The sequence below is a fragment of the Pseudomonas sp. HLG18 genome (assembly GCF_051903985.1).
Lineage (GTDB): Bacteria > Pseudomonadota > Gammaproteobacteria > Pseudomonadales > Pseudomonadaceae > Aquipseudomonas > Aquipseudomonas fluorescens_BT.
In genome coordinates this window covers 4044632-4071519 of sequence record NZ_CP195831.1, presented here as the reverse complement: position 1 = coordinate 4071519, position 26888 = coordinate 4044632, and the positions used below count along the sequence as shown (strand labels likewise).

Genomic DNA, 26888 nt, shown 5'->3' with positions numbered 1-26888 from the left:
GGCGGGGTGTTTTCATTTGTGTCTATCTGTCCGTTCAAGGATCCAAGGGGTCAGACCAGCACATCGTTCGCGCTGAGAGTATGGACACCCAGCAGTTGCACCTGGAAGTCAGCGCCGAGGTCACCGCTTACGTTGCCGAGAAGCACCTGATCCACGAAACGCAGTTGACCGGCACCGGTGAACTCATTGGAACCGATGAAAGTCATGTGCTGTACACCGAGGGTCAGCGGATCCATGTCGTAGCCGGAGAAGTCGATCTTGTCACCATCAAGCGCGCTGAAATCGGTAATGATGTTCTGTGAGTCGGCCGGGCCCATGCCCATTTCCGGTCCCAAGGTGATCCAGTTATTGAAGGTAAACGTGTCGGACCCAGTACCACCGGTCAGTGTGTTGCTTCCCCACCCACCGAACAGTGTGTCGTTACCTTCTGCGCCGAACAGTTGGTTGGTGCCGCCAAAGCCCATGAGTGTGTTATTGCCGGAGTTGCCGGTGAGGACGTTATCGAGATTGTTGCCGCTCAGGGTGAGGTCCGCATTGCCGAGCAATACGCCGTCTTCGACGTTGTCCGAAAGGCCGTAGTCGACCCAGGTCTGAATCAGGTCGTGGCCGCCATTGAGTGGCGATTCAAAGACGAGATCATTGACGTTATCGACGATATAGATGTCGTCGCCGCCCTCGCCGATCATGCGATCGGCACCGAGTCCACCCGACAGGATGTTGTTGCCGCTGTTGCCGTGCAAGACGTTATCCAGGGCATTGCCGGTCAGGTTCAGGTTGGCGTTGCCAAGCATCTGGCCGTCTTCGACGTTGGCCGTCAGCGTGTAGTCGACACTGATGTTGACGGTGTCGATACCTTCATCGGCAAGTTCAATCACGATATCGTTGATGTTGTCCACGATGTAGGTGTCGTGGCCGCCTCCGCCGATCATGGTGTCCGCGCCCAGACCGCCGTCGATGTTGTTGGTCGCGGAATTGCCCCTGATCACGTTGTTCAATGCGTTGCCGGTCAACACCGAATTGGCGTCACCGATCATCGTCAGGTCTTCGATGTTGGCTGAAAGGGTGTAGCTGGTATTGGTGAGGATCAGGTCGTGACCCTCGCCGATCTGTTCGATCACAACGTCCTGAGAATTATCCACAATGTAGATGTCATCACCGGCACCACCGATCAGGGTATCGACACCGGCACCGCCGTCGAGCGTGTTGTTAGCGGCGTTGCCATTGATCACGTTGTCTTGATCATTGCCGGTGCCGTTCAGGTTGGCGGTTCCTGCCAGGGTCAGGTTCTCGATACCACCGACAAGGGTATAGCTGATCGTCGAGATCACCTGATCGACGTCGCTGGCCGAACCGCCCATGTCCATGACAAAGTCAAAGTCGTCATCCACGTAGTAGGTGTCCGAACCGGCGCCGCCTCTCATCAGGTCCTGGCCCAGTCCTCCGTCGAGAATGTCATCACCGGCCCCACCGTTCAGCGTGTTGTTTTCACTGTTGCCGATCAGCACGTTGTTCAGATCGTTGCCGGTGCCCCTCATCGCATTGCCAGTCAGCACCAGGCTTTCCAGGTTGGCGCCTAGCGTCCAGTCGACTGAAGCGCGCACGGTGTCGATTTCGCTGACCAGCGTGCTGGTTTCGCGAATGATGTCGTCGATGCCGTCGACGATGTAGGTGTCATTGCCCAGCCCGCCGATCAGGGTGTCCGACCCGAGACCGCCATCGAGGACGTTGGCACCCTCGTTACCGGTGATCACGTTATTGGCCGCATTACCGGTGCCGTTGAGGTTGGCGGAACCGAGGAGCGTGAGATTCTCGAGATTGGTGCCTAGGATGTAGTTGATGGACGAGAGTACGCGGTCAATGGCGTTTGGCGAGGTATCGGTTTCGATCACCAGATCGCCAACGTTGTCGACGTAATAGCTGTCGTTGCCGTCGCCTCCGACCATGGCATCGGCACCGATGCCACCGTCGAGGGTGTCGTCGCCGGCACCACCGCTGAGTACGTTGTTGCCGCTGTTGCCGATCAGATAGTTGTTCAGGCCGTTGCCGACACCATTGAGATTGGCGGTGCCTGCGAGGAACAGGTTTTCCAGGTTAGCGCCCAGGGTCCAGTTGACCCAGCTCCACACCGCGTCGATTTCGCTGGCCAGGGTGCTGGTTTCGGTAATGGTGTCACCGAGGTTGTCGACGATGTAGGTGTCGCTGCCCAGGCCGCCGATCAGGCTGTCGGCGCCCAGGCCACCGTCAAGGATGTTGGCGCCAGCGTTGCCGGTCAGGGTGTTGTTGACCGAGTTGCCGGTGCCGTTGAGGTTGGCTGAACCCATGAGGGTCAGGTTCTCGACGTTGGCAACGAGGGTGTAGTCGATGGACGAGAACACCCGGTCGAGTGCGGTCAGCGAAGCATCGGTCTCGATGACGATGTCGCCGACGTTGTCGACATAGTAGGTGTCGCTGCCGTCGCCACCGATCATGGTGTCGGCGCCGAGGCCGCCGTCCAGAGTGTTGGCTGCGGCGTTGCCGGTCAGGCTGTTGTTCAGCTCGTTGCCGGTACCATTGATAGCGTTGCCGGTCAGCACCAGGTTTTCCAGGTTGGCGCCCAGGCGCCAGTCCACGGATGAGCGCACGGTATCGATTTCACCGGCCAGGGTGCTGGTTTCGGTGATGGTATCGCCGAGGTTGTCGACGATGTAGGTGTCGTTGCCCAGGCCGCCGATCAGTTTGTCAGCGCCCAGACCGCCGTCGAGGACGTTGGCGCCAGAGTTGCCGATCATGTAGTTGGCCAGTTCGTTGCCTGTGCCATTGAGATTGGCCGGGCCTGCGAGGAACAGGTTTTCCAGGTTGGCGCCCAGGGTCCAGTTGACCCAGCTCCACACGGCGTCGATTTCGCCGGCCAGGGTGCTGGTCTCGGTGATGGTGTCGCCGAGGTTGTCGACGATGTAGGTGTCGTTGCCCAGGCCGCCGATCAGGCTGTCGGCACCGAGTCCGCCATCAATGAGGTTGTCACCCGAATTGCCGGTCAGGGTGTTGTTGACCGAGTTGCCGGTGCCGTTGAGGTTGGCCGAACCCATGAGGGTCAGGTTCTCGACGTTGGCAACGAGGGTGTAGTCGATGGATGAGAACACCCGGTCGAGTGCGGTCAGCGAAGCGTCGGTCTCGATGACGATGTCGCCGACGTTGTCGACGTAATAGGTGTCGCTGCCGTCGCCACCGATCATGGTGTCGGCGCCGAGGCCGCCGTCCAGGGTGTTGGCTGCGGCGTTGCCGGTCAGGCTGTTGTTCAGCTCGTTGCCGGTACCATTGACGGCGTTGCCGGTCAGCACCAGGTTTTCCAGGTTGGCACCCAGGCGCCAGTCCACGGATGAGCGCACTGTGTCGATTTCACCGGCCAGGGTGCTGGTTTCGCGAATGATGTCGTCGATGCCGTCGACGATGTAGGTGTCATTGCCCAGCCCGCCGATCAGGGTGTCCGACCCGAGACCGCCATCGAGGACGTTGGCACCCTCGTTACCGGTGATCACGTTATTGGCCGCATTACCGGTGCCGTTGAGGTTGGCGGAACCGAGGAGCGTGAGATTCTCGAGATTGGTGCCTAGGGTGTAGTTGATGGACGAGAATACGCGGTCAATGGCGTTTGGCGAGGTATCGGTTTCGATTACCAGATCGCCAACGTTGTCGACGTAATAGCTGTCGTTGCCGTCGCCTCCGACCATGGCATCGGCACCGATACCACCGTCGAGGGTGTCGTCGCCGGCACCGCCGCTGAGTACGTTGTTGCCGCTGTTGCCGATCAGATAGTTGTTCAGGCCGTTGCCGACACCATTGAGATTGGCGGTGCCTGCGAGGAACAGGTTTTCCAGGTTGGCGCCCAGAGTCCAGTTGGTCCAGCTCCACACGGAATCGATCTCGCCGGCCAGGGTGCTGGTTTCGGTGATGGTATCGCCGAGATTGTCGACAATGTAGGTGTCGTTGCCCAGGCCGCCGATCAGGCTGTCGGCGCCCAGGCCACCGTCAAGGATGTTGGCGCCAGCGTTGCCGGTCAGGGTGTTGTTGACCGAGTTGCCGGTGCCGTTGAGGTTGGCCGAACCCATGAGGGTCAGGTTCTCGACGTTGGCAACGAGGGTGTAGTCGATGGATGAGAACACCCGGTCGAGTGCGGTCAGCGAAGCATCGGTCTCGATGACGATGTCGCCGACGTTGTCGACGTAATAGGTGTCGCTGCCGTCGCCACCGATCATGGTGTCGGCGCCGAGGCCGCCGTCCAGGGTGTTGGCTGCGGCGTTGCCGGTCAGGCTGTTGTTCAGCTCGTTGCCGGTACCATTGATAGCGTTGCTGGTCAGCACCAGGTTTTCCAGGTTGGCGCCCAGGCGCCAGTCCACGGATGAGCGCACGGTATCGATTTCACCGGCCAGGGTGCTGGTTTCGGTGACTGTATCGCCGAGGTTGTCGACGATGTAAGTGTCATTGCCGAGCCCGCCGATCAGTTTGTCAGCGCCCAGTCCACCGTCGAGGATGTTGGCACCCTCGTTACCGGTGAGCACGTTATTGGCCGCATTACCGGTGCCGTTGAGGTTGGCGGAACCGAGGAGCGTGAGATTCTCGAGATTGGCGCCTAGGGTGTAGTTGATGGACGAGAATACGCGGTCAATGGCGTTTGGCGAGGTATCGGTTTCGATTACCAGATCGCCAACGTTGTCGACGTAATAGCTGTCGTTGCCGTCGCCTCCGACCATGGCATCGGCACCGATACCACCGTCGAGGGTGTCGTCGCCGGCACCGCCGCTGAGTACGTTGTTGCCGCTGTTGCCGATCAGATAGTTGTTCAGGCCGTTGCCGACACCATTGAGATTGGCGGTGCCTGCGAGGAACAGGTTTTCCAGGTTGGCGCCCAGAGTCCAGTTGGTCCAGCTCCACACGGAATCGATCTCGCCGGCCAGGGTGCTGGTTTCGGTGATGGTATCGCCGAGATTGTCGACAATGTAGGTGTCGTTGCCCAGGCCGCCGATCAGGCTGTCGGCGCCCAGGCCACCGTCAAGGATGTTGGCGCCAGCGTTGCCGGTCAGGGTGTTGTTGACCGAGTTGCCGGTGCCGTTGAGGTTGGCCGAACCCATGAGGGTCAGGTTCTCGACGTTGGCAACGAGGGTGTAGTCGATGGATGAGAACACCCGGTCGAGTGCGGTCAGCGAAGCATCGGTCTCGATGACGATGTCGCCGACGTTGTCGACATAGTAGGTGTCGCTGCCGTCGCCACCGATCATGGTGTCGGCGCCGAGGCCGCCGTCCAGGGTGTTGGCTGCGGCGTTGCCGGTCAGGCTGTTGTTCAGCTCGTTGCCAGTACCATTGACGGCGTTGCCGGTCAGCACCAGGTTTTCCAGGTTGGCGCCCAGGCGCCAGTCCACGGATGAGCGCACGGTGTCGATTTCACCGGCCAGGGTGCTGGTTTCGGTGACTGTATCGCCGAGGTTGTCGACGATGTAGGTGTCGTTGCCCAGGCCGCCGATCAGTTTGTCAGCGCCCAGACCGCCGTCGAGGACGTTGGCGCCAGAGTTGCCGATCATGTAGTTGGCCAGTTCGTTGCCTGTGCCATTGAGATTGGCCGGGCCTGCGAGGAACAGGTTTTCCAGGTTGGCGCCGAGGGTCCAGCTGAACCAGCTCCACACCGCGTCGATTTCGCTGGCCAGGGTGCTGGTTTCGGTAATGGTGTCACCGAGGTTGTCGACGATGTAGGTGTCGTTGCCCAGGCCGCCGATCAGGCTGTCGGCACCGAGTCCGCCATCAATGAGGTTGTCACCCGAGTTGCCGGTCAGAACGTTGTTCAGTTCATTGCCGGTCAGGTTCAGTGCAGCGTTGCCCACCAGTTCACCTTCCTCGAGGTTGGCGCCGAGGGTGTAGGTGACGGAGGTGCGAACCAGATCCCGGCCTTCGTTGGCCTGTTCGATCACCGAGTCCTGCAGGCTGTCGATGACATAGGTGTCATTACCCGTGCCACCGATCAGTGTGTCGTTGCCGACGCCGCCGTCGAGCAAGTCATTGCCTGCGCCGCCCTGGAGAGTGTTGGCAGAGGCGTTGCCGAACAGGTAATTGTCCTGCGCGTTGCCCAGCACGTCGAATGCGCCGACACCTTTGAGAGTGACGTGCTCGAAATTGCTCAGCGTGCTGCTGTTCAGGTCGATCAGCGTGTTGCCTTGCACGTCGTAGGCGAGGATCAGCGTGTCGCTACCTTCGTTGGCGTTTTCCTTGATCAGGTTCAGTTCGCCAGATTGGTCAAGCACATAGGCGTCGTTGCCGGCGCCGCCAATCATTGTGTCCAGACCTCCCATACCGTCGAGTACGTTACTGCCGGCGTTACCGGTCAGCACGTTGTTCTGGTTGTTGCCCACGGCATTGACGCTGGCATTTCCAGTGAGCTGGAGATTCTCGAGGTTGCTGCTCAGGGTGTAGCTGACCGATGCGCGAACGGTGTCGATTTCGTCAGCCACGGTGCTGGTTTCGATGACCACATCACCGACGTTGTCGACCACATAGATATCGTTGCCGGCGCCCCCGTACATGTAGTCTTTGCCGGTATTGCCATTGAGGACGTTGTCCAGGGCATTGCCGTACAGGATGTCGTCGAAGGTGGAGCCGGTGGCGTTTTCGATCTTGGCGCCAAAGGCAATCGCCAGGCCACTGTTGAACGAATAGACAGTGCCGTCGGCGTGGTGCTCGAGATACAGACCCAGGCTGCTGTAGGCACCTTCGTTCAGGTCGAGGGTGACGCCATTGCCTTGGGAGCTGGCATCGATCGTGTCGTTGCCGCCGGCGTCCCAGATGGTTTCGAATACCGGTCGGTAGGCCTGCCACGAGTAGACGTTGTCGCCGGTCTGCCAGTTCATGTTGGCGCCGTACAGCGCCTGGATGGCGAGAATGTCCAGCACCATCGGTGTCGTCGGCTGGGACGAATAGCTGTTGTCGTAACTCATGACCGTATAGCGGACATCGTCCAGCGACGGGTCGAGCAGTGTGGTGTTCGTCGCGCTGGCGGAAAACGGGTGCTTGAGGCCCAGGGCATGACCGATCTCGTGGATGTAGGTCATGTAGTCATAGGTACCCTTGATCGGGTAGTCGGTGGTCGGCTCGCCAATCCAGACATCCCCGCCGCGCGGCGCGGTGGAGGGGGTATAAGCCCAGGCAGCGGCCTGATTGCCCATCAAGCCGTAACCGCCGAACCGCAGGTCACCGACATTGGAAATGTCGTCGGTGGTCTCGGTAAAGCTGATGTTGGCCACGGCACTCCAGGTGGCGAGTGCCGCAGCGATGCCGTTCTTCTGATAGCCGGTCAGCGAATAGATGGATTGGTATTCGTTGTCCGCGCTGTAGTTGGTCGCGAAATAGGATGTCCCGGGCTCGATAAAGCTGTAGGTCAGCTTGGTCGGACCGTCGAAGGGCCAATTGACGCCTGCCCAGTAGGTTCCCGACAGCAGGCTGTCGACTGCTTTATTGCCGGTGAGTTTGGAATAAAGGCTTACGGTATAACCAGTTGGGCTAGGCATGCGGATTTCCTGAGTGCGCTGCGGCCCTTCCTGAATGCGACCGCTACAAAAAAATGCGATTTTGCACCAGAAACAGTGCGCTTGACATCAATGAGCCATCATTTTTCTGATCGCTGACGCCAAATAACTGACCGGGCGATCTGTATCGGCCTGTGAAGTAGAATTCTGAAACAATACCCACTGCCGTTCGTCCAGGATTTTTCATGACCGTCGACAAGCCCGCTCTGATTCGCGAAACCTTTCCCGTCGGCCCGTTGCAGTGCAACTGCACCATCATCGGCGACCCGATCACGAAAAAAGCCATCGTCGTCGATCCGGGCGGCAATCCCGATCTGATCATGGCGCGCCTCGATGCGCTGGGCCTGAAGGTGGTCAGCATCATCCACACTCATGCCCATCTCGATCATTTTCTGGCCTCCGGGCAGATGAAGGAAAAAACCGGTGCAACCCTGCACCTGCATAAAGAGGATCAGTTCCTGTGGGACAACCTGGAGATGCAGTGCCAGATGTTCGGTGTGCCATACACCCCGGTTCCGGCGCCTGATCGCTGGCTGTCCGACGATGAGGAGCTGGCCTGTGGCTGTGGCGTGGCGCTGCATACGCCGGGGCATACACCCGGTTCCATGAGCTTTTGGTTTTCCGAGGCTAAGCTGTTGATTGCCGGCGACACGTTGTTCCGGCGCGGAGTAGGGCGCACGGATTTGTGGGGCGGCGATCAGGCGACCATCGTGCGATCGATCAGGCAGCGGCTGTATACCCTGGATGAAGACGCGACCGTCGTGGCCGGGCATGGTCCGGATACGCGACTGGGGGATGAAATGCGCGAGAACCCGTTTGTGCGTGCCTAAACATTTTGTCACGGGTGCCCGGCGGAATTTTTGTGCATTGTCATGATCCAACGCCCGCACGGGCCGATTGCCAATGGCCGCTGCACCACAGAATGCAAAATGTAGGAGCTCTCCATGTTCACCACGCGTCGTTTGATTATTGTCGCTACTGCCGTAGCCGTACTGTCCGGCTGCGCCTCGCCCAACCCATATGACAATCAGGGTCAGGCCGACGGTGGCTCCCAGGGCATGAGCAAAACCGCCAAGTACGGTGGCCTCGGTGCACTGGCCGGTGCGCTGGCCGGTGCCGCCATCGACCACAACAACCGCGGCAAGGGCGCCTTGATCGGTGCTGCTGTCGTCGGTGCTTCCGCTGCCGGTTACGGCTATTACGCCGACCAGCAGGAGAAGAAACTGCGCGCCAGCATGGCCAACACCGGTGTCGAGGTGCAGCGTCAGGGTGACCAGATCAAACTGATCATGCCGGGCAACATCACCTTCGCCACCGATTCGGCGAACATCGCGCCAAGCTTCTATCAACCGCTGAACAACCTGGCCAACTCCCTGAAGGAGTTCAACCAGAACCAGATCGAAATCGTCGGCTACACCGACAGCACCGGCAGCCGTCAGCACAACATGGACCTGTCCCAGCGTCGTGCGCAGAGCGTGGCCACCTACCTGACCTCGCAAGGCGTCAGCGGTGCCAACCTGAGCGCCCGCGGTGCCGGTCCGGATAATCCGATTGCCAGCAACGGTGACGTCAACGGCCGGGCACAGAACCGCCGCGTCGAGGTCAACCTGAAGGCGATCCCGGGCCAGCAGTACGGTGGTCAACAGCAACAGCCGGGTACGGTTCAGCAGTATCCGTAACCGTCAGGTACAAAAAAGCCCCCGGACAAGTGATTGTCCGGGGGCTTTTTGTTGGTGCGAAGACTGATTACTTCTTCAGACCGTAATGCTCATCGAGCATGCCGGGCGAGTTCGGGGTCTTCGGCGCGTAGTCACGCGGCGGTTCCTGATCCCGTGGTGGCGTCAGGCGCTCCCGTGGAGCCTGTGCCGCTTCGGAGTGCAGAGAGGCCAGCAGACGCTGACGGGTCTGTTCGTCCAGGGCCAGGCGATTGGCGCCCTCGGCGAGGTGATCCTGCACTTCCTGGTAACTCTGGGTCAGCTTCTTGACCAGGTTGGCGGTGCTGTTGAAGTGGGTCACCACTTCATTCTGATAACTGTCGAAACGTTCCTGAATGTCGTCCAGTTGACGCTGTGTGCGGCTGGGCGCGGCATTCGGCGCAACGCGTGCGATCAGGAAACCAATGGCGACACCCACAACCAGGGCAAGAGTCGGTAACAACCAAACTAAGAGCGAGTGTTCCACGAGTCCTTCCTCTATAAACGGCTTTGCTTTACGTTAACGGCTCGAACCTGCGCTGTATACCGCGATTCACTCGCAATAGATTGGCACAGACAATTTGCTAGACGAGTCGACCCGATTCGAGGTCACGGAGTTCCTTCCTTGCTGATGCGTGAAACCCCTGTAGTGATTGATGGCCCTGTGGGTCAATTAGAGAGTCTGTATCTGGAGAATGAGCAGCCACGCGGCATCGCGCTGATCTGCCACCCCAACCCGGTGCAGGGCGGCACCATGCTCAACAAGGTCGTCTCGACCCTGCAGCGCACCGCGCGCGACGCGGGCCTGATTACCTTGCGCTTCAACTACCGCGGCGTCGGTGCCAGCGAAGGCTCCCATGACATGGGCAGTGGTGAAGTCGATGACGCCCAGGCTGCCGCCGCGTGGCTTCGGGAAAAACACCCGGATCTGCCGCTGACCCTGTTCGGTTTCTCCTTCGGTGGATTTGTTGCAGCAAGTCTCGGCGGTCGTCTCGAAGAGCAGGGTTTGCACCTCAAACATCTGTTCATGGTGGCGCCGGCGGTGATGCGTCTGGGCGATCAGGATCAACTGCCGCAGCAGGGTGAGCTGACTGTCATCCAGCCGGAAACCGACGAAGTGATCGATCCGCAACTGGTCTACGACTGGTCCGACAAACTCCAGCGCCCCCATGAGCTGCTGAAAGTGGCAGAATGCGGACACTTTTTTCATGGCAAGCTGACCGATCTCAAGGATCTGATCCTGCCGCGTCTCTCGAATTGATTGCAGTCTGACAAGCGATTACCCATGACGAACCGTACCCGCATCCTCACCGGCATCACCACCACCGGCACCCCGCACCTGGGCAACTACGCCGGTGCCATCCGCCCGGCGATCGTCGCCAGCCGTGACACGAACGCCGATTCGTTCTACTTCCTGGCCGACTATCACGCCCTGATCAAGTGCGATGACCCGCTGCGCATTCAGCGCTCGCGCCTGGAAATCGCCGCGACCTGGCTGGCCGGTGGCCTGGATGTGGATCGCGTGACTTTCTACCGCCAGTCCGACATCCCGGAAATCCCCGAGCTGACCTGGCTGCTGACTTGCGTTGCCGCCAAGGGCCTGCTCAACCGCGCCCACGCCTACAAGGCTTCGGTGGACAAGAACGTCGAGACCGGCGAAGACCCGGATGCCGGCATCACCATGGGCCTGTACAGCTACCCGGTGCTGATGGCGGCGGACATTCTGATGTTCAACGCGCACAAGGTGCCGGTCGGGCGCGACCAGATCCAGCACGTGGAAATGGCCCGCGACATCGGCCAGCGCTTCAACCACCTGTTCGGCCAGGGCAAGGAGTTTTTCACCATGCCCGAAGCGCTGATCGAGGAAAGCGTGGCCACATTGCCGGGCCTGGACGGTCGCAAGATGTCCAAGAGCTACGACAACACCATTCCGCTGTTCTCCAGCGCCAAGGAAATGAAGGACGCGATCTCGCGGATCGTTACCGACTCCCGTGCGCCGGGCGAAGCCAAGGATCCGGACAACTCGCACCTGTTCACCCTGTTCCAGGCGTTCGCCACGCCGGCGCAGGCCGACGAGTTCCGCAGCGAGCTGCTGGGCGGTCTGGGCTGGGGGGAGGCGAAGAACCGTCTGTTCCAGTTGCTCGACAACGAACTGGGCGAGTCCCGCGAGCGTTATCACCAGTTGATCGAACGCCCGGCGGACCTGGAAGACATCCTGCAACACGGGGCCAAAAAGGCCCGTGCAGTGGCGACGCCGTTTCTCAATGAGTTGCGCGAAGCGGTCGGCCTGCGTTCGTTCGTCAATCAGGTTCAGGTGGCCGCGACCACCAAGAAGAAAGCTGCGAAAGCCGCGCGTTTCGTCAGCTTCCGCGAAGACGACGGCAGCTTCCGTTTCCGTCTGCTGGCCGCCGATGGCGAGCAATTGCTGCTGTCGCGCAACTTTGCCGACGGCAAGACCGCCGGTCAGGTGACCAAGCAGCTGCAATCGGGTCAGGCACTGGATGTACGCAGCGAAGACTTGAGTTTCAGTGTCTGGCTGGAAGGCGAGTGTGTCGGCGACAGCCCGGCGTTCGCCGACGTGGCTGCGCGGGACGCGGCCGTCGAGGCTCTGCGGATCGCTCTGACACCTGCGCAGGAATAATCAACGGGCCGGCCCGACCAAGGGCCGATTGCCATTCCCACGGGCCATCGCTACAGTGACGGCCCGTTTTTGTTGCCTTGCTAACGAATTATGACGCCCCTAGAACGATATCAAGCTGATCTGAAACGCCCGGACTTCTTCCATGACGCGGCGCAGGAAACTGCCGTGCGTCACTTGCAACGCCTGTACGACGATCTGATCGCGGCCGAGCAGAACAAGCCGGGTTTGCTGGGCAAGCTGTTTGGCAAAAAGGATCAGACGCCGGTCAAGGGCCTGTACTTCTGGGGCGGCGTGGGTCGCGGCAAGACTTACCTGGTGGACACCTTCTTCGAAGCCCTGCCATTCAAGGAAAAGACCCGCACTCACTTCCACCGCTTCATGAAGCGCGTGCACGAAGAGATGAAAACCCTCGGCGGCGAGAAAAACCCGCTGACCATCATCGCCAAGCGCTTTGCGACGGAGTCGCGGGTCATCTGCTTCGATGAATTCTTTGTTTCCGACATCACCGACGCCATGATCCTCGGCACGCTGATGGAAGAGCTGTTCAAGAATGGCGTGACCCTGGTCGCCACGTCGAACATCGTGCCGGACGGTCTGTACAAGGACGGCCTGCAACGCGCGCGCTTCCTGCCGGCCATCGCGCTGATCAAGCAGAACACCGAGATCGTCAACGTCGACAGCGGCGTCGACTACCGTCTGCGCCACCTCGAACAAGCGGAGCTGTTCCACTTCCCGCTCGACGAAGCCGCTCACGAAAGCCTGCGCAAGAGCTTCCGTGCGCTGACGCCTGAGTGCACAGCTGCCGTGGAAAACGATGTGCTGATCATCGAGAACCGCGAAATCCGCGCCCTGCGCACCTGCGATGACGTGGCCTGGTTCGACTTCCGCGAACTGTGCGACGGCCCGCGCAGCCAGAACGACTACATCGAGCTGGGCAAGATCTTCCACGCCGTGCTGCTCAGTGGCGTGGAGCAGATGAGCGTCACCACCGACGACATCGCCCGTCGCTTCATCAACATGGTCGACGAGTTCTACGACCGTAACGTCAAGCTGATCATTTCTGCCGAAGTCGAGTTGAAAGACCTGTACACCGGCGGGCGCCTGACGTTCGAATTCCAGCGCACCCTCAGCCGTCTGCTGGAGATGCAATCCCACGAGTTCCTGTCCCGGGCACACAAGCCCTGAGCGGATTCGGCAAACTAAAAGGGCCTGCAGATGCAGGCCCTTTTTTGTGTCTGGTCGAGTCGTCAGGCAGCCTGCTGAAACTGCTGTCGATACTGGTTCGGCGACAGTTCGGTGTGCTGGCGGAACAGCCGTGCGAAGAAGCTCGCATCGTCGTAGCCGACTTCGTAGCTGATGGTCTTGATGCTCTTGCGACTGCCGGAGAGCAAGCCTTTGGCCGTTTCGATGCGCAGCCGTTGCAGATAGTGCAGCGGCTTGTCACCGGTGGCGGTCTGGAAGCGGCGCATGAAGTTGCGGATGCTCATGCCGTGCTCGCGGGCCACATCTTCGAAGCGGAACTTGTCGGCGAAATGCTCTTCGAGCCAGTGCTGGATCTGCAGGATGATCACGTCCTGGTGCAGCTTCTGGCCGCCGAAACCAATGCGGCCCGGTGAGTAGCTGCGCTGCACTTCATAAAGAATGTCGCGGGCCACGGCTTGCGCCACATTGGCACCACAGAAGCGTTCGATCAGATAGATATAGAGGTCGCAGGCCGAGGTGGTGCCGCCGGCGCAGTACAGGTTGTCGGCGTCGGTCAGGTGCTTGTCCTGATTGAGATAGACCTGCGGGAAACGCTCGGCGAAGGCGTTGAAGAAGCGCCAGTAGGTGGTCGCTTCCTTGCCGTTGAGCAAGCCGGCCTCGGCCAGCCAGAACACCCCGGTGGCCTCGCCGCATAGCACCGCACCTCGGGCATGCTGCTCGCGCAGCCACGGCAGGATCTGAGGATAACGCCGACACAGCGTATCGAAATCGTCCCAGAAGGCCGGGAGGATGATGACGTCGGCGTTTTCCAGGCCGCCGTCCACCGGCATGATCACGTCACTGAAGCTGTTCACCGGTTTGCCGTCGGGGCTGACCAGGCGGGTTTCGAACGCCGGAGTCAGGCCGTGGCCCAGTTGTTTGCCGTAACGCAGGCTGGCCAGATGGAAGAAATCCTTGGCTTGCATGAGGGTGGAAGCGAAAACCCGGTCGATCGCCAGGATGCTGACGCGCCGCAAGGGCGTGGAGACTTGCTTGGACATAATTCAACTTTTGTTTTTATAAGGGAAAGTGGTCACCAGACGGCTGGATCGTCTTATTTTTTGTCGGATGTGTCCAGTGTCCTGTATCGGTAGCGAGGCTTAGTCTCTGAAGGTCTGATCCCTTCAACAATAAAGAAAAGGTGTCGCATGATCCCCAGAACCCTGTTCAGCTCCGAGCACGAATTGTTCCGCGACAGCGTAAGAACATTCCTCGAAAAAGAGGCGGTGCCGTTTCATGCTCAGTGGGAAAAACAGGGCTACATCGACCGAAAACTCTGGAACAAGGCGGGGGAGGCGGGGATGCTCTGCTCACACCTGCCGGAGGAATACGGCGGGTTGGGGGCGGACTTCCTGTACAGCGCTGTGGTCATCGAGGAGGTGGGGCGACTGGGCCTGACCGGCATCGGCTTCTCGCTGCACTCGGACATCGTTGCGCCGTACATCCTGCATTACGGCAGCGAGGCGCTGAAGCACAAATACCTGCCGAAACTGGTGTCCGGCGAGATGGTCAGTGCCATCGCCATGACCGAGCCGGGTGCCGGTTCCGATTTGCAGGGGGTCAAGACTACCGCTGTGCTGGACGGTGACGAGTATGTGATCAATGGCTCGAAAACCTTCATCACCAATGGCTTTCTGGCTGATCTGGTGATTGTCGTGGCCAAGACCGATCCCAAGGCCGGGGCAAAGGGCACCAGCCTGTTTCTGGTGGAGGCGAACACGCCTGGCTTCGACAAGGGCAAGCGCCTGGAGAAGGTCGGAATGAAGGCTCAGGACACCTCGGAATTATTCTTTCAGGACGTGCGAGTGCCGAAGGAAAACCTGTTGGGTCAGGCCGGGGCCGGGTTTGCCTATCTGATGCAGGAATTGCCTCAGGAGCGTCTGACAGTAGCCATTGGCGGGTTGGCTTCGGCCGAGGCGGCGCTGCAGTGGACGCTGGATTACACCCGTGATCGCAAGGCGTTCGGCAAGGCAATTGCCGACTTCCAGAACACGCGCTTCAAACTGGCGGAAATGGCCACCGAGATACAGATCGGCCGGGTGTTCGTCGATCGCTGTCTGGAGCTGCATCTTCAGGGCAAGCTGGATGTGCCGACGGCGGCGATGGCCAAGTATTGGGGCACCGACCTGCAATGCAAGGTGCTCGATGAGTGCGTGCAGTTGCATGGCGGCTACGGTTTCATGTGGGAGTACCCGGTGGCCCGGGCGTGGGCGGATGCGCGGGTGCAGCGAATCTATGCCGGCACCAATGAAATCATGAAGGAGATCATTGCGCGGTCGCTTTGAATTTCGCAGTGAATTGACTGGCCCCTTCGCGAGCAGGCTCGCTTCCACAAGGATCACGCTGTACCTGTGGGAGCGAGCCTGCTCGCGAAGCTTTTAGCGGCTGATCACGGTGCCGGGTTCGGATGATCCTTGTGAATCGCTTCGATCCCTTCCAGCACTTCCTTCGACAGTTTCAGCTCGTAACTGGCGATATTGCTGTCCAGTTGCTCCAGTGTCGTCGCCCCGATGATGTTGCTGGTGACAAAAGGTTGCTGGTTCACAAAGGCCAGCGCCATTTGCGCCGGATCCAGGCCATGTTTCCGGGCGAGCGCCACGTAACGGCTGCACGCCGCTTCCGATTGCGGGTTGAAGTAGCGGCTGAAGCGGCTGTAGAGGCTCAGGCGACCTTTTGGCGGACGGGCGCCACCTTCGTACTTGCCCGACAGGAAACCGAATGCCAGCGGCGAATAGGCGAGCAGGCCGCACTGTTCGCGAATGGCGATCTCCGCCAGACCGACTTCGAAGCTGCGGTTGAGCAGGTTGTACGGGTTCTGGATCGATACCGCGCGCGGCCAGCCACGGGCTTCGGCCAGGGCGAGGAAACGCATGGTGCCCCACGGGGTTTCGTTGGACAGGCCGATGTGGCGGATCTTGCCGGCCTTCACTTGCTCGTCGAGTGCTTCGAGGGTGTCTTCGAGCGGGGTGAGGTTGGCTTCGATCTTGTGCTTGTAGCCCAGCTGTCCGAAAAAGTTGGTGCTGCGCTCCGGCCAGTGCAATTGATAAAGGTCGATGTAATCGGTCTGCAGACGCTTGAGGCTGGCGTCCACTGCTTCGGTGATGTGCTGGCGGTTGTGGCGCAGGTTTTTGTCGCGGATGTAGTCGATGGTGTTGCCGGGGCCGGCGATCTTGCTGGCGAGGATCCAGTCGGCGCGGTCGCCCCGGCTCTTGAAGTAATTGCCGATGTACCGCTCGGTGGTGGCGTAGGTTTCGGCTTTCGGCGGCACCGGATACATCTCGGCGGTGTCGATGAAGTTGATCCCGGCGCCCTTGGCCCGCTCGATCTGGGCGAAGGCTTCAGCTTCAGTGTTTTGCTCGCCCCAGGTCATGGTGCCAAGGCAGATTGCGCTCACGTTCAGGTCGGTACGGCCTAGCTGGCGATAGTCCATCGGGTGCTCCTTGGGCAAAACAAGCATAAAAGCAGGTTGAAATTTTTTTCGCAATCTGCATAATTGCCGACCTCTTTCTGCAGTGGAAGTGATGCCCCGCCGCCGAAGAATCTTGCCGTTGAACGGACGCGCCGACCCGAGCCCCCGAAAGCGTCTGTATCCGGCTGCCTTTGACTTGTCAAAGTACGCACTATTCAGTAAGATCCGCCGTCTTATTTACAGGCGGCCCCTGAGGCTATAAAGAATGAAAACTTTTACTGCTAAACCGGAAACAGTAAAGCGCGACTGGTTTGTCGTCGACGCTGCTGGTCAGACCCTGGGTCGTCTGGCCACCGAAATCGCGAGCCGTCTGCGTGGCAAGCACAAGCCTGAGTACACTCCTCACGTTGACACCGGCGACTACATCGTCGTAATCAACGCTGAGCAGATCCGTGTTACCGGTGCTAAAACCACTGACAAAATGTACTACTCCCACTCCGGTTTCCCGGGCGGCATCAAGTCGATCAACTTTGAAAAGCTGATCGCCAAGGCCCCTGAGCGCGTGATCGAGACCGCGGTTAAAGGCATGCTGCCTAAGAACCCACTGGGTCGCGACATGTACCGTAAGCTGAAAGTCTATGCGGGCGCTGCACACCCTCATACTGCTCAGCAGCCCCAAGAACTGAAGATTTAACGGAATAGTTCATTATGTCGGCGACTCAAAATTACGGCACTGGCCGTCGCAAGACCGCAACCGCACGCGTTTTCCTGCGTCCGGGTACTGGTAACATCTCCATCAACAATCGTTCGCTGGATTCGTTCTTCGGCCGCGAAACTGCCCGCATGGTAGTTCGTCAGCCGCTGGAACTGACCGAGACTGTCGAGAAGTTCGACATCTACGTCACCGTGATCGGCGGTGGTGTAAGTGGTCAGGCTGGCGCAATCCGCCACGGTATCACTCGCGCTCTGATGGACTACGACGAAACCCTGCGTAGCGCTCTGCGCAAAGCTGGCTTCGTTACCCGCGACGCCCGTGAAGTTGAACGTAAGAAAGTTGGTCTGCGTAAAGCGCGTAAGCGTCCGCAGTACTCGAAGCGTTAATTCCGCTTTCACGTTCAAAAAGAACGCCCGATTCCTCACGGAACCGGGCGTTTTTTTATGCGTGCGATTTCTTGAATAATTGCGCTGTGACAACTTGCCACATTCGTAGACCCCCTATACTACAAGGCTTGAGGGCCAGCCCTCCGGGTAATTACCTTGTCAGAATTGGGGGTTTTCATTACCATTCGGCAAAATTTTTATAAGTACATTGTTTCATATTTAGTAGATGCCTGATTTAACAGGCCACAAAGCTGATGGGAGAGGACTGAATGAGCAATGACGGCGTGAATGCAGGCCGGCGTCGCTTCTTGGTAGCGGCCACATCCGTGGTGGGTGCTGCAGGAGCGGTGGGGGCTGCGGTCCCGTTCGTGGGGTCATGGTTTCCCAGTGCCAAGGCGAAGGCTGCCGGCGCACCGGTGAAAGTGAATGTCAGCAAAATCGAGCCCGGACAGCAGATGATTGCTGAATGGCGCGGCCAGCCGGTATTCATTGTTCGCCGTACTGCGGAAATCCTGGGGAATCTCAAGAAGATCGAGGGCCAGCTCTCCGATCCGACCTCCAAAAACTCCACGCAACCCACCTATGTCGACCCTGAGGTGCGTTCGATCAAGCCGGAAATCCTGCTGCTGATCGGGATCTGCACTCACCTGGGTTGCTCACCGACTTTCCGTCCCGAAGTGGCACCCGCGGATCTGGGCAAAGACTGGGTAGGTGGCTATTTCTGCCCTTGCCACGGTTCCCACTACGATCTGGCTGGCCGCGTCTACAAGTCGCAACCTGCGCCTTTGAACCTGCCAGTACCCCCGCATTCCTATGAGACCGATGACCTGATTGTCATTGGCGTCGATACGGAGAAAGCGTGATGAGCAAGTTCATGGATTGGGTTGATGCGCGCTTCCCCGCCACCAAAATGTGGGAAGACCATCTCAGCAAGTATTACGCGCCAAAAAACTTCAACTTCTTCTACTTCTTCGGCTCGCTGGCACTGCTCGTTCTGGTCAACCAGATCGTCACCGGTGTCTGGCTGACCATGAGCTACACCCCGTCGGCGGAAGAGGCGTTCGCCTCCGTCGAATACATCATGCGGGACGTCGAGTACGGCTCGATCCTGCGTTTGCTGCACTCCACCGGCGCTTCGGCGTTCTTCATCGTGGTCTATCTGCACATGTTCCGTGGCCTGCTTTACGGTTCGTACCAGAAACCGCGCGAACTGGTGTGGGTCTTCGGCATGCTGATCTATCTGGCGCTGATGGCTGAGGCCTTCATGGGTTATCTGTTGCCATGGGGGCAGATGTCCTACTGGGGCGCCCAGGTGATCATCTCGCTGTTCGGTGCGATTCCGGTCATCGGCAACGACCTGACTCAGTGGATTCGTGGTGACTACCTGATTTCCGGAATTACCCTGAACCGCTTCTTCGCCCTGCACGTAGTCGCTCTGCCGATCGTGATCCTCGGTCTGGTGGTGCTGCACATTCTGGCACTGCACGAAGTGGGTTCGAACAACCCGGATGGCGTGGACATCAAGAAACACAAAGACGAAAACGGTGTGCCGCTGGACGGCATCGCTTTCCACCCGTACTACACCGTGAAAGACATCGTCGGTGTGGTGGTGTTCCTGTTCATCTTCTGCTTCATCGTGTTCTTCTTCCCGGAAATGGGCGGCTACTTCCTCGAAAAACCAAACTTCGAGCAGGCCAACCCGTTCAAGACGCCAGAGCATATTGCGCCGGTCTGGTACTTCACGCCGTTCTACGCGATCTTGCGTGCGGTTCCTGACAAGCTCATGGGCGTTATCGCCATGGGGGCGGCCATTGCGGTGCTTTTCGTCCTGCCGTGGCTCGACCGCAGTCCGGTCAAGTCAATGCGCTATAAAGGCTGGATGAGCAAAATCTGGCTGGTGGTGTTCTGCATTTCCTTCGTGATCCTCGGCATTCTGGGGGTTCTGGCCCCGACGCCGGAGCGCACGCTGGTGTCGCAGATCTGCACCTTCCTGTATTTCGCCTACTTCATTCTGATGCCTTTCTACACCAGGCTCGAGAAGACCAAACCGGTTCCGGAAAGGGTGACTGGCTGATGAAAAAGTTATTTTTTGCTCTGATTTTTGCTGCTCTGCCAGTGCTGTCCTTTGCTGCGGAACACGGTGGCCCGGAACTGGAAAAAGTCGACATCGACGTTTCCGACAAGGCTGCCCTGCAGGATGGTGCACGCACCTTTGCCAACTATTGCATGGGTTGCCACAGTGCCAAGTTCCAGCGTTATGAGCGTGTGGCCGACGACCTCGGCATCCCGCACGAAATGATGCTGGAGAAGCTGGTGTTCACCGGTGCCAAGATCGGCGATCACATGAACATCGGCATGCAGCCGGCCGACGCCAAGACCTGGTTCGGTGCAGCGCCTCCGGATCTGACTCTGGTGGCGCGTGTTCGTGGTACCGACTGGCTTTATGGTTATCTGCGTTCGTTCTATGAGGATCCGGCGCGTCCTTGGGGCGTGAACAACAAGGTCTTCCCGAACGTCGGCATGCCTAACGTGCTGGTCGGTCTGCAAGGTCGTCAGGTCGTGGGTTGCAAGCAGGTACAGATCGTCGAAGACGGCAAGAAGCAATATGATCCGCTGACCGGTACGCCTCTGACTCATGAGGCGTGCGATCAGTTGACCATCGTGCCGAAAACCGGAACTCTCAACGAAGAGCAGTTCGATGAGAAGGTCAAGAATCTGGTAACCTTCCTGGCTTACTCGGCTAACCCGGTTAAGCTGCAACATCAGCGCATCGGTACTTACGTCTTGCTGTACCTGGCGTTCTTCTTTGTGTTCGCCTACCTGCTCAAGCGTGAATACTGGAAAGACGTGCACTGATACGCTTCAAGCAATTGCTGTTAATCGCGCGCGCCCAAGGGCGTCTCTGAAATGCAAAGCCTGGTCAGCCATGTTTTGCGGGAGGCGCCCTCTGGGCGCGCGCGTTTTTCCGGCTCCGACTATTTCAACAAGCGAGGAGGATCGCCATGGGCGTGACCAATCGGTTGGCCTGTTACTCCGACCCCGCCGACCACTATTCCCACCGAGTGCGCATCGTGCTTGCAGAGAAGGGTGTCAGCGCCGAAATCATTTTTGTGGAGGCTGGTCGCCAGCCGCCTAAACTGATTGAAGTAAACCCTTACGGCAGTCTTCCGACGCTGGTCGATCGTGACCTGGCGTTGTGGGAGTCGACCGTGGTGATGGAATACCTGGATGAGCGTTACCCGCATCCGCCATTGATGCCTGTGTACCCGGTGGCGCGTGCCAACAGTCGTCTGCTGATTCACCGCATTCAGCGCGACTGGTGTGGTCTGGTGGATCTGATTCTGGATTCGCGCACCAAGGAAGCGGCGCGTGCCGTGGCGCGCAAGGAATTGCGCGAGAGCCTGACGGGTGTGTCGCCGCTGTTCGCCGACAAGCCGTTTTTCCTCAGTGAGGAACAAAGTCTGGTGGATTGCTGCCTATTGCCAATACTCTGGCGTTTGCCGATTCTGGGTATAGAACTGCCGCGGCCTGCCAAGCCGCTGCTTGATTATATGGAGCGTCAATTTGCGCGTGAGGCTTTCCAGGCGAGTCTGTCTGGTGTCGAACGCGACATGCGCTAAGGCTTAAGGAGCCGCTATGAACTCCAGTCGACCTTATCTGGTCCGCGCGCTCTACGAGTGGATTGTGGATAACGATTGCACCCCGCACATGCTGGTCAATTCCGAGTACCCGGCGGTACAGGTGCCACAGGGCTTTGCCAGTGACGGACAGATTGTCCTGAATATTTCGCCAAGTGCCGTGCGGCATCTGCACATGGACAACGACGTCGTGACCTTCGAAGGTCGTTTCGGTGGCGTTCCGCATAGCCTGTACGTGCCGATTGCTGCAATTCTGGGGATCTATGCCCGGGAGAACGGTCAGGGCATGGTGTTCGATCTGGAGTCGCCGATGGATGACGAAGACGAGATCGAGCAGGATGACGATGTTCCGCCACCGGACAGCGAGCCGCCGCGCCCAAGCGGTCGGCCAAGCCTGAAAGTGGTGAAGTAATAAAAAAGGCGATCCAACCGGATCGCCTTTTTTGTGCCTGCGCTTTGTGTATCAGTCGATGTATTCGAACAGCTTCACGATTTTCTGCACGCCAGAAACACCCTGCACGAGATTGGTGGCCTGTGCGGCTTCCTGTTTGGTCAGCAGGCCAAGCAGATAGACGATGCCGTTCTCGGTCACGACCTTGATGCGTGAGCCAGGAATGCTGGCGTCGGTGAGCATCTGGGTTTTGATCTTGGTCGTCAGCCAGGAATCGTTCTGGCGGGCGAGGAAGCTCGAAGGCGCAATCACTTGCAGCTCGTTGTGTACTTTCTTCACGCGTTGCACGTTGGCGGCAGCCTGTTCGGCCTTGGCCTTCAGGTCTTCGCGTGGGGTCTGTCCAGCCAGCAGCACGACACCGTTGAAACTGGTCACGACGATGTGCGAGTCGTTGTCCAGAGCCGGGTCGGCCTTGGCCACGTTGACGCCGACCTTGGTTTCAATCAGCGAATCGTCGATCTTGCTGCCGAAGGTGCGGGTGCCGCGATCGTCTTCGATCGGTGCTTCACGGCTGGCGTTCACCACCGAGGTGCAGCCAGAAATGCCGAGGCACAGGGTCAAGGCCAGAAGGCCAAGGCGATTAGGGGTCATTCTTCACTCCCGAACAGTTGGCTGTCGATCAGATCGCAGAGGCAATGGATCGCCAGCAAGTGGACTTCCTGAATACGTGCGGTGACGTTGGCCGGTACGCGAATTTCGACGTCTTCAGGCAGCAGCAGCGACGCCATGCCGCCGCCATCGCGACCGGTCAATGCTACGACAATCATTTCGCGATCATGTGCGGCCTGGATCGCTTGAATAATGTTCGCCGAGTTGCCGCTGGTCGAAATCGCCAGCAATACATCGCCTGGCTGGCCGAGTGCGCGGATCTGCTTGGAGAACACTTCGTTGTAGCTGTAATCGTTGGCGATCGAGGTGATGGTCGAGCTGTCGGTGGTCAGCGCGATGGCAGGCAGACTCGGACGCTCGCGCTCGAAACGGTTGAGCAGTTCCGAGGAGAAGTGCTGGGCATCGCCGGCCGAGCCGCCGTTGCCGCACGAGAGCATTTTCCCTTCGTTGAGCAGGGCGTTGACCATTACCTGGCTGGCTTGCTCGATGTGCGGTGCAAGTACGTCCATCGCCTGTTGCTTGGTGTCGATACTGGCCTGAAAAAGCTGGCGAATTCGGGATTGCATGTCCATCTGTGTGACCTTAATTGGCGCGGCTGTCCGGCACGTGAATGTGCAGCCCGCAAAGCAAAGAGCAAAAGTGTTGAGTGAAAATGTCCGGGTCGGTGCAGGCGGTCAACTGTCGAACGCATTCTGCAACCAGTTCAACTGATCCTGATGGCTGTCGATGGCCACCACGTCGAAGCGGCAGGGGGAATTTGCCCAGCGCGACTCGCGCTGAAGAAAATATTGTGCGGCGAAAATCAGTTTCTGCCGTTTGCGCCCGTCGATACTGTCGAGCGCTCCACCCCATTGAGTGTTCTTTCGGTAACGTACTTCGACGAATACTACTGTATCGCCATCAAGCATGACCAGATCAAGCTCGCCGCGTTTACATAACCAGTTCTGCGCCAGGAGGCGCAGACCCTGGTGTTGCAAATGCTCGAGCGCCTGACGCTCGGCATCCTTGCCGCTTTGCAGGTGTGACCTGTCGGGCATCAGCGCGGAGTGTCCGGCAGGCGCTGGATCTGGCCGCTGACAAACTGGGCCCATGGCAACTGGCGTACCACGCGTTGGCTCTGGGTCATGCCCAGGCTGCCCGACAGACCTTCGATGCGGCTGTCCGGCAGGGTCTTGAGCTGGCTCAGGCGCGGGGCCAGGCGGTAGGCATCGGCACCCATTGCATACAGACGACCAAGACTGCCGGAGGCTTGTGGCCATTGCGCGGCGACTTGTTTGCGCAGCGGGTCGTTGGTATCCAGCAGCCAAGGGGTTTCGCAGAAGCGCACACCGTTCATGTCGTTGTACTGGTTCACGTCGCCGCTGGCGCTGAACACGTGGGAAGTGGCGTAGACCGGAACGTCACCGGCGTACTGGAAGTTCAGGGTCGGCTTGATCTGCTGGGCCTGTTGCGGTGTCGCGGCGAGGAAGATGAATTCGATGTCCTGGCGACGCGAAGGCTGAGCGGCAACGTTGGTGCCGACGGCGTTCTGCAGGCTCTTGGCACGGGCTTCGCTCTGGCGCAGCTGGAACATGTCGGCGATTTGCTGGGCCAGTTGTACTGGCTGGTCAACGCGTTCGGTGGCGACGATGCTGCCACCGTTGGCTTGCCAGTCCTGGCTGAAGGCGCGCAGGACGCGGTCGCCCCATTCACCTTTCGGCACCATGATTGCGGCGCGGTGCAGGCCGTCGGCGCGGGCGCGGCGGGAGACTTCACGGGCCTCGTCTTCAGCGGCGAGGCCGAACTGGAACAGCTGCGCCGGGCCCTGGTCACCTTCGCTGTAGTTCAGAGCGAGGGTGGTGATCGGCAGTTGCGGGCGGATGCTCAGCTGTTTGACCAGTGGTTTTTCCAGCGGCCCGACAACCAGTTGCACGCCGTCGGCCTGGGCCTTGCGGTAGAACTCGTCCATATTGGTCAGGTGCGAGCTGTCATAGAACACGATGGCCGGTGGCTTCTGGCCGGCTTGCTGAGCCTGATAGTGCGCGGCCATGAAGCCGTCACGCAGTGCCTTGCCGACAGAGGCCAGTTGGCCGTCCTGTGGCAGCAGCAGGGCGATCTTGCTCAGGGGCTGGCTGGCCAGCTCCTTGAGTTTGGTCAGTGGTAGCGGCAGGTTGATGGCGGCCGGGTGTTTCGGGTGCTGAGAGCGCCAGTCGTCGATGGCTGCCTGTTGCTGTTCCAGGGTGCCGGCGGTTTTCACGGCCAGGGCCAGGCTCATCCAGCCGGCGAGGTCGTCGGTCCCGTTGGGTTGCAGTTGATCGGTCGGCAGCGAGGCGATCAGGGTCCAGATGGCTTCGTGGTTCTTGCTCGCGGCTTCGCCTTCGAGCATCGGGGCAATGAAAATGCGCTCGCGTGCCGCAGCCAGGGTCTGACCGTCTGCCTCAAGGGCACGGGCGTGAACGGTGCCGGCGCGAACCTGCAACGGCACCGACATTTCGCTCAGGCGTTGCAGGCTTGGATGGTTCAAGGCTGCCAGTGCGGCTTTGGGCTGATTGCGGGTCATCGCCAGTTCAGCAGACAAAGTGCTGGCGAATGCCTGCTGGCCTGGCTGGAGTTGCTCCATCGGCACTTGTTGCAGGATTTGCGCGGACTGTCCGGCATTGCCCTGGCGATAAGCCATGTCCGCCGCACTCAGGCGCAGCAGCGCAGCCTTGTCCGGCGATTTGGCCTGGGCGGCCTGTTCGAGCAGTTGCTCGATGCTGGCATCCGGAGTCCGTGGAAGTTCGCCAAGGCTGGAGGAAGGGGAGCTGGCGCAGGCCGCCAGCAAGGCAGCGAGGCAGAGGGCAGTGAACAGCCGCAGACAAGCGATCATGTAAGTGTTCCTGATACTCGATCAAATTAGCGTCGAATTGTACCCAAGCGCTGGCCGGGGCGCGATGTTACTGGTGTGAAACCGTCAATTTAGATGATGTAAATGTTGCGCGACCGCACAATGGTGCGACAAACCGTGTCTGCCGCGGCCGCATCGTCAGTTGCGCGACGCGCTACAATGGCGGTTTTTACCGATCATGAGGTGTGCGCTTTGACTGCTCCAGGTGCTTTGAATTCCGCTGCAGGCTCGCTTTATGTGGTGGCGACGCCCATCGGCAACCTGGATGACATCAGCGCCCGGGCGTTGAAGATCCTGCGCGAGGTGGCGCTGATCGCCGCCGAAGACACGCGCCATTCCCAGCGTCTGATGCAGCACTTTGGCATCTCCACGCCGCTGGCGGCCTGTCACGAGCACAACGAACGTGATGAAGGCAGTCGTTTCATCACTCGTCTGCTGGCAGGCGACAACGTCGCACTGATTTCCGATGCCGGTACCCCGCTGATTTCCGATCCGGGTTATCACCTGGTGCGTCAGGCCCGTGCAGCCGGCATCAATGTGGTGCCGGTGCCGGGGGCTTGTGCGCTGATCGCTGCCTTGTCCGCGGCCGGTCTGCCATCCGACCGTTTTATCTTCGAAGGCTTTCTGCCGGCCAAGGCGGTTGGACGCAAGGCACGCCTTGAAGCCATCAAGGAAGAGCCGCGCACGCTGATTTTCTACGAGGCGCCGCATCGTATTCTTGAGTGTCTGCAGGATATGGAAGCCGTGTTTGGCGCTGATCGCCCGGCATTGCTTGCCCGGGAAATCACCAAGACCTTTGAAACCCTCAAGGGGCTGCCGCTGGCCGAGCTGCGGGCATTCGTCGAGGCGGACAGCAATCAGCAGCGTGGCGAATGTGTGGTGGTCGTGGCTGGCTGGACTGCGCCGGAGTCAGAAGATGCCGTGAGCAGCGAGGCGATGCGCATCCTCAATCTGCTGCTCGAAGAGATGCCGCTCAAGCGTGCGGCCGCTTTGGCAGCGCAAATCACCGGTGAGCGCAAAAACGTGCTGTATCAAGTCGCGCTGGATCAGCAAAAAGACGCGTAACCCGTCGCGCAGACCGGTTGGCGGGCTATTAGCGCTTGTTCTTCGAGCGCTCTGCCGTTAACCTGCGCGGCGGAGAGTCGATCGGACAGTCGCTGCCCTCTATGAAAATTAGGGGGGGGAGGAAAGTCCGGGCTCCATAGGGCGAAGTGCCAGGTAATGCCTGGGAGGCGTGAGCCTACGGAAAGTGCCACAGAAAATAACCGCCTAAGCGCTTCGGCGCCGGTAAGGGTGAAAAGGTGCGGTAAGAGCGCACCGCACGTCTGGCAACAGTTCGTGGCTAGGTAAACCCCACTTGGAGCAAGACCAAATAGGGTCCCAAGGCGTGGCCCGCGCTGGGACCGGGTAGGTTGCTAAAGATGTCCAGTGATGGCCATCGTAGACGAATGACTGTTCAAGACAGAACCCGGCTTACAGATCGACTCTCCACCTTTTTCTTTTCCCTGCTTGAATTAAAGGCAACAGGGCTGTTTATTATCAGCAGGCCTGCTCTGGAATTCCGGCGGCGGCAATCGCAGTAATAGCCATTTCCCACCTTGCTTCAATCAACAGCAGAAGCGCTTTTGTAATACCGAAAAAATCTTACTCTTAACAAATTACTTTAACTTTCGAGCGCAGCTGTCAGTGCTGT

The 26888-nt window shown here is 59.3% G+C and carries 22 protein-coding genes and 1 other RNA gene; 15 read left to right on the top strand and 8 right to left on the bottom strand.

Annotated elements, in window-relative coordinates:
- Nucleotides 1-50: 50 nt before the first annotated feature.
- Nucleotides 51-7526: a calcium-binding protein gene (locus ACSPX5_RS18665; RefSeq protein WP_439820060.1), complete on the bottom strand. Its 7476-nt coding sequence runs from the start codon at nucleotides 7524-7526 to the stop codon at nucleotides 51-53.
- A 203-nt stretch (nucleotides 7527-7729) separates the two neighbouring features.
- Here ACSPX5_RS18665 and ACSPX5_RS18660 point away from each other — a divergent pair, with 203 nt between their 5' ends.
- On the top strand, nucleotides 7730-8374 hold the full coding sequence (locus tag ACSPX5_RS18660) for an MBL fold metallo-hydrolase (protein WP_207867288.1): 645 nt from the start codon (nucleotides 7730-7732) through the stop codon (nucleotides 8372-8374).
- 114 nt (nucleotides 8375-8488) lie between these two features.
- The gene (locus ACSPX5_RS18655) at nucleotides 8489-9223 is read left to right on the top strand and encodes an OmpA family protein (RefSeq protein WP_065261680.1); all 735 of its coding nucleotides are present in this window, start codon (nucleotides 8489-8491) and stop codon (nucleotides 9221-9223) included.
- A gap of 67 nt (nucleotides 9224-9290) precedes the next feature.
- Here ACSPX5_RS18655 and ACSPX5_RS18650 read toward each other — a convergent pair whose 3' ends face one another.
- Nucleotides 9291-9725: a YhcB family protein gene (locus ACSPX5_RS18650; protein ID WP_039766275.1), complete on the bottom strand. Its 435-nt coding sequence runs from the start codon at nucleotides 9723-9725 to the stop codon at nucleotides 9291-9293.
- Between the two features lie 144 nt (nucleotides 9726-9869).
- Between ACSPX5_RS18650 and ACSPX5_RS18645 the strand changes: the two genes are divergently transcribed.
- The 3 genes from ACSPX5_RS18645 (at nucleotide 9870) to zapE (ending at nucleotide 13064) form a co-directional block, all read left to right on the top strand.
- Nucleotides 9870-10499: an alpha/beta hydrolase gene (locus ACSPX5_RS18645; protein ID WP_169432703.1), complete on the top strand. Its 630-nt coding sequence runs from the start codon at nucleotides 9870-9872 to the stop codon at nucleotides 10497-10499.
- Nucleotides 10500-10523: 24 nt separating this feature from the next.
- Nucleotides 10524-11879 (top strand): tryptophan--tRNA ligase, encoded by a 1356-nt coding sequence (locus ACSPX5_RS18640; protein ID WP_439820059.1) that lies wholly within the window; start codon nucleotides 10524-10526, stop codon nucleotides 11877-11879.
- Between the two features lie 90 nt (nucleotides 11880-11969).
- The gene (zapE, locus tag ACSPX5_RS18635; RefSeq protein ID WP_085606932.1) at nucleotides 11970-13064 is read left to right on the top strand and encodes a cell division protein ZapE; all 1095 of its coding nucleotides are present in this window, start codon (nucleotides 11970-11972) and stop codon (nucleotides 13062-13064) included.
- A gap of 62 nt (nucleotides 13065-13126) precedes the next feature.
- On the opposite strand, the gene ACSPX5_RS18630 is transcribed toward zapE, so the two are convergent.
- A complete protein-coding gene (locus ACSPX5_RS18630) occupies nucleotides 13127-14023 on the bottom strand; it encodes a GlxA family transcriptional regulator (RefSeq protein WP_169432702.1) in 897 nt (298 codons plus the stop codon).
- A 246-nt stretch (nucleotides 14024-14269) separates the two neighbouring features.
- Between ACSPX5_RS18630 and ACSPX5_RS18625 the strand changes: the two genes are divergently transcribed.
- On the top strand, nucleotides 14270-15406 hold the full coding sequence (locus ACSPX5_RS18625) for an acyl-CoA dehydrogenase family protein (RefSeq protein WP_323161690.1): 1137 nt from the start codon (nucleotides 14270-14272) through the stop codon (nucleotides 15404-15406).
- A gap of 104 nt (nucleotides 15407-15510) precedes the next feature.
- Here ACSPX5_RS18625 and ACSPX5_RS18620 read toward each other — a convergent pair whose 3' ends face one another.
- A complete protein-coding gene (locus ACSPX5_RS18620; protein ID WP_169431866.1) occupies nucleotides 15511-16551 on the bottom strand; it encodes an NADP(H)-dependent aldo-keto reductase in 1041 nt (346 codons plus the stop codon).
- 244 nt (nucleotides 16552-16795) lie between these two features.
- On the opposite strand from ACSPX5_RS18620, the gene rplM reads away from it, so the two are divergent.
- From rplM to ACSPX5_RS18585, 7 genes are all read left to right on the top strand, one after another.
- On the top strand, nucleotides 16796-17224 hold the full coding sequence (rplM, locus tag ACSPX5_RS18615) for a 50S ribosomal protein L13 (protein WP_003228062.1): 429 nt from the start codon (nucleotides 16796-16798) through the stop codon (nucleotides 17222-17224).
- Nucleotides 17225-17238: 14 nt separating this feature from the next.
- Nucleotides 17239-17631: a 30S ribosomal protein S9 gene (rpsI, locus tag ACSPX5_RS18610; protein WP_007961615.1), complete on the top strand. Its 393-nt coding sequence runs from the start codon at nucleotides 17239-17241 to the stop codon at nucleotides 17629-17631.
- A gap of 269 nt (nucleotides 17632-17900) precedes the next feature.
- Nucleotides 17901-18494 (top strand): ubiquinol-cytochrome c reductase iron-sulfur subunit, encoded by a 594-nt coding sequence (petA, locus tag ACSPX5_RS18605; RefSeq protein ID WP_003228055.1) that lies wholly within the window; start codon nucleotides 17901-17903, stop codon nucleotides 18492-18494.
- Nucleotides 18494-19705 (top strand): cytochrome b, encoded by a 1212-nt coding sequence (locus ACSPX5_RS18600; protein ID WP_065261493.1) that lies wholly within the window; start codon nucleotides 18494-18496, stop codon nucleotides 19703-19705. The genes petA and ACSPX5_RS18600 overlap by 1 nt, the downstream gene beginning before the upstream one ends.
- Entirely contained in the window at nucleotides 19705-20487 is a 783-nt protein-coding gene (locus ACSPX5_RS18595) for a cytochrome c1 (protein ID WP_169431865.1), read from the top strand. The genes ACSPX5_RS18600 and ACSPX5_RS18595 overlap by 1 nt, the downstream gene beginning before the upstream one ends.
- 146 nt (nucleotides 20488-20633) lie before the next feature.
- Nucleotides 20634-21251, top strand: a complete 618-nt coding sequence (locus ACSPX5_RS18590) for a glutathione S-transferase N-terminal domain-containing protein (RefSeq protein ID WP_011335872.1) — start codon at nucleotides 20634-20636, stop codon at nucleotides 21249-21251.
- 16 nt (nucleotides 21252-21267) lie between these two features.
- Nucleotides 21268-21681 carry a ClpXP protease specificity-enhancing factor gene (locus ACSPX5_RS18585; protein ID WP_007956787.1) on the top strand — a complete coding sequence of 138 codons (414 nt, stop codon included), beginning with the start codon at nucleotides 21268-21270 and terminating at the stop codon, nucleotides 21679-21681.
- 51 nt (nucleotides 21682-21732) lie between these two features.
- Here ACSPX5_RS18585 and ACSPX5_RS18580 read toward each other — a convergent pair whose 3' ends face one another.
- From ACSPX5_RS18580 to ACSPX5_RS18565, 4 genes are all read right to left on the bottom strand, one after another.
- Nucleotides 21733-22311 carry a BON domain-containing protein gene (locus ACSPX5_RS18580; protein WP_169431864.1) on the bottom strand — a complete coding sequence of 193 codons (579 nt, stop codon included), beginning with the start codon at nucleotides 22309-22311 and terminating at the stop codon, nucleotides 21733-21735.
- Nucleotides 22308-22901 (bottom strand): phosphoheptose isomerase, encoded by a 594-nt coding sequence (locus ACSPX5_RS18575; RefSeq protein ID WP_007928463.1) that lies wholly within the window; start codon nucleotides 22899-22901, stop codon nucleotides 22308-22310. Before ACSPX5_RS18575 ends, ACSPX5_RS18580 begins: the two co-directional genes overlap by 4 nt.
- 102 nt (nucleotides 22902-23003) lie before the next feature.
- Complete coding sequence (locus ACSPX5_RS18570; RefSeq protein WP_011335870.1) at nucleotides 23004-23366, bottom strand: YraN family protein; 363 nt, start codon at nucleotides 23364-23366, stop codon at nucleotides 23004-23006.
- Nucleotides 23366-25177: a penicillin-binding protein activator gene (locus ACSPX5_RS18565; RefSeq protein WP_439820058.1), complete on the bottom strand. Its 1812-nt coding sequence runs from the start codon at nucleotides 25175-25177 to the stop codon at nucleotides 23366-23368. The genes ACSPX5_RS18570 and ACSPX5_RS18565 overlap by 1 nt, the downstream gene beginning before the upstream one ends.
- Nucleotides 25178-25354: 177 nt before the next feature.
- Here ACSPX5_RS18565 and rsmI point away from each other — a divergent pair, with 177 nt between their 5' ends.
- Both rsmI and rnpB read left to right on the top strand, forming a co-directional pair.
- A complete protein-coding gene (rsmI, locus tag ACSPX5_RS18560) occupies nucleotides 25355-26260 on the top strand; it encodes a 16S rRNA (cytidine(1402)-2'-O)-methyltransferase (protein ID WP_169431861.1) in 906 nt (301 codons plus the stop codon).
- Nucleotides 26261-26333: 73 nt separating this feature from the next.
- Nucleotides 26334-26687: RNase P RNA component class A (gene rnpB, locus ACSPX5_RS18555), an RNA gene on the top strand.
- The last annotated feature ends 201 nt before the right edge of the window (nucleotides 26688-26888 follow it).

Bases quoted from the DNA above. Each gene is read 5' to 3' on its own strand.
- ACSPX5_RS18665 (WP_439820060.1), bottom strand. From the start codon at position 7,526: ATGCCTAGCCCAACTGGTTATACCGTAAGCCTTTATTCCAAACTCACC.
- ACSPX5_RS18660 (WP_207867288.1), top strand. From the start codon at position 7,730: ATGACCGTCGACAAGCCCGCTCTGATTCGCGAAACCTTTCCCGTCGGC.
- ACSPX5_RS18655 (WP_065261680.1), top strand. From the start codon at position 8,489: ATGTTCACCACGCGTCGTTTGATTATTGTCGCTACTGCCGTAGCCGTA.
- ACSPX5_RS18645 (WP_169432703.1), top strand. From the start codon at position 9,870: ATGCGTGAAACCCCTGTAGTGATTGATGGCCCTGTGGGTCAATTAGAG.
- ACSPX5_RS18640 (WP_439820059.1), top strand. From the start codon at position 10,524: ATGACGAACCGTACCCGCATCCTCACCGGCATCACCACCACCGGCACC.
- zapE (WP_085606932.1), top strand. From the start codon at position 11,970: ATGACGCCCCTAGAACGATATCAAGCTGATCTGAAACGCCCGGACTTC.
- ACSPX5_RS18625 (WP_323161690.1), top strand. From the start codon at position 14,270: ATGATCCCCAGAACCCTGTTCAGCTCCGAGCACGAATTGTTCCGCGAC.
- ACSPX5_RS18620 (WP_169431866.1), bottom strand. From the start codon at position 16,551: ATGGACTATCGCCAGCTAGGCCGTACCGACCTGAACGTGAGCGCAATC.
- rplM (WP_003228062.1), top strand. From the start codon at position 16,796: ATGAAAACTTTTACTGCTAAACCGGAAACAGTAAAGCGCGACTGGTTT.
- rpsI (WP_007961615.1), top strand. From the start codon at position 17,239: ATGTCGGCGACTCAAAATTACGGCACTGGCCGTCGCAAGACCGCAACC.
- petA (WP_003228055.1), top strand. From the start codon at position 17,901: ATGAGCAATGACGGCGTGAATGCAGGCCGGCGTCGCTTCTTGGTAGCG.
- ACSPX5_RS18600 (WP_065261493.1), top strand. From the start codon at position 18,494: ATGAGCAAGTTCATGGATTGGGTTGATGCGCGCTTCCCCGCCACCAAA.
- ACSPX5_RS18595 (WP_169431865.1), top strand. From the start codon at position 19,705: ATGAAAAAGTTATTTTTTGCTCTGATTTTTGCTGCTCTGCCAGTGCTG.
- ACSPX5_RS18590 (WP_011335872.1), top strand. From the start codon at position 20,634: ATGGGCGTGACCAATCGGTTGGCCTGTTACTCCGACCCCGCCGACCAC.
- ACSPX5_RS18585 (WP_007956787.1), top strand. From the start codon at position 21,268: ATGAACTCCAGTCGACCTTATCTGGTCCGCGCGCTCTACGAGTGGATT.
- ACSPX5_RS18580 (WP_169431864.1), bottom strand. From the start codon at position 22,311: ATGACCCCTAATCGCCTTGGCCTTCTGGCCTTGACCCTGTGCCTCGGC.
- ACSPX5_RS18575 (WP_007928463.1), bottom strand. From the start codon at position 22,901: ATGGACATGCAATCCCGAATTCGCCAGCTTTTTCAGGCCAGTATCGAC.
- ACSPX5_RS18570 (WP_011335870.1), bottom strand. From the start codon at position 23,366: ATGCCCGACAGGTCACACCTGCAAAGCGGCAAGGATGCCGAGCGTCAG.
- ACSPX5_RS18565 (WP_439820058.1), bottom strand. From the start codon at position 25,177: ATGATCGCTTGTCTGCGGCTGTTCACTGCCCTCTGCCTCGCTGCCTTG.
- rsmI (WP_169431861.1), top strand. From the start codon at position 25,355: ATGGCGGTTTTTACCGATCATGAGGTGTGCGCTTTGACTGCTCCAGGT.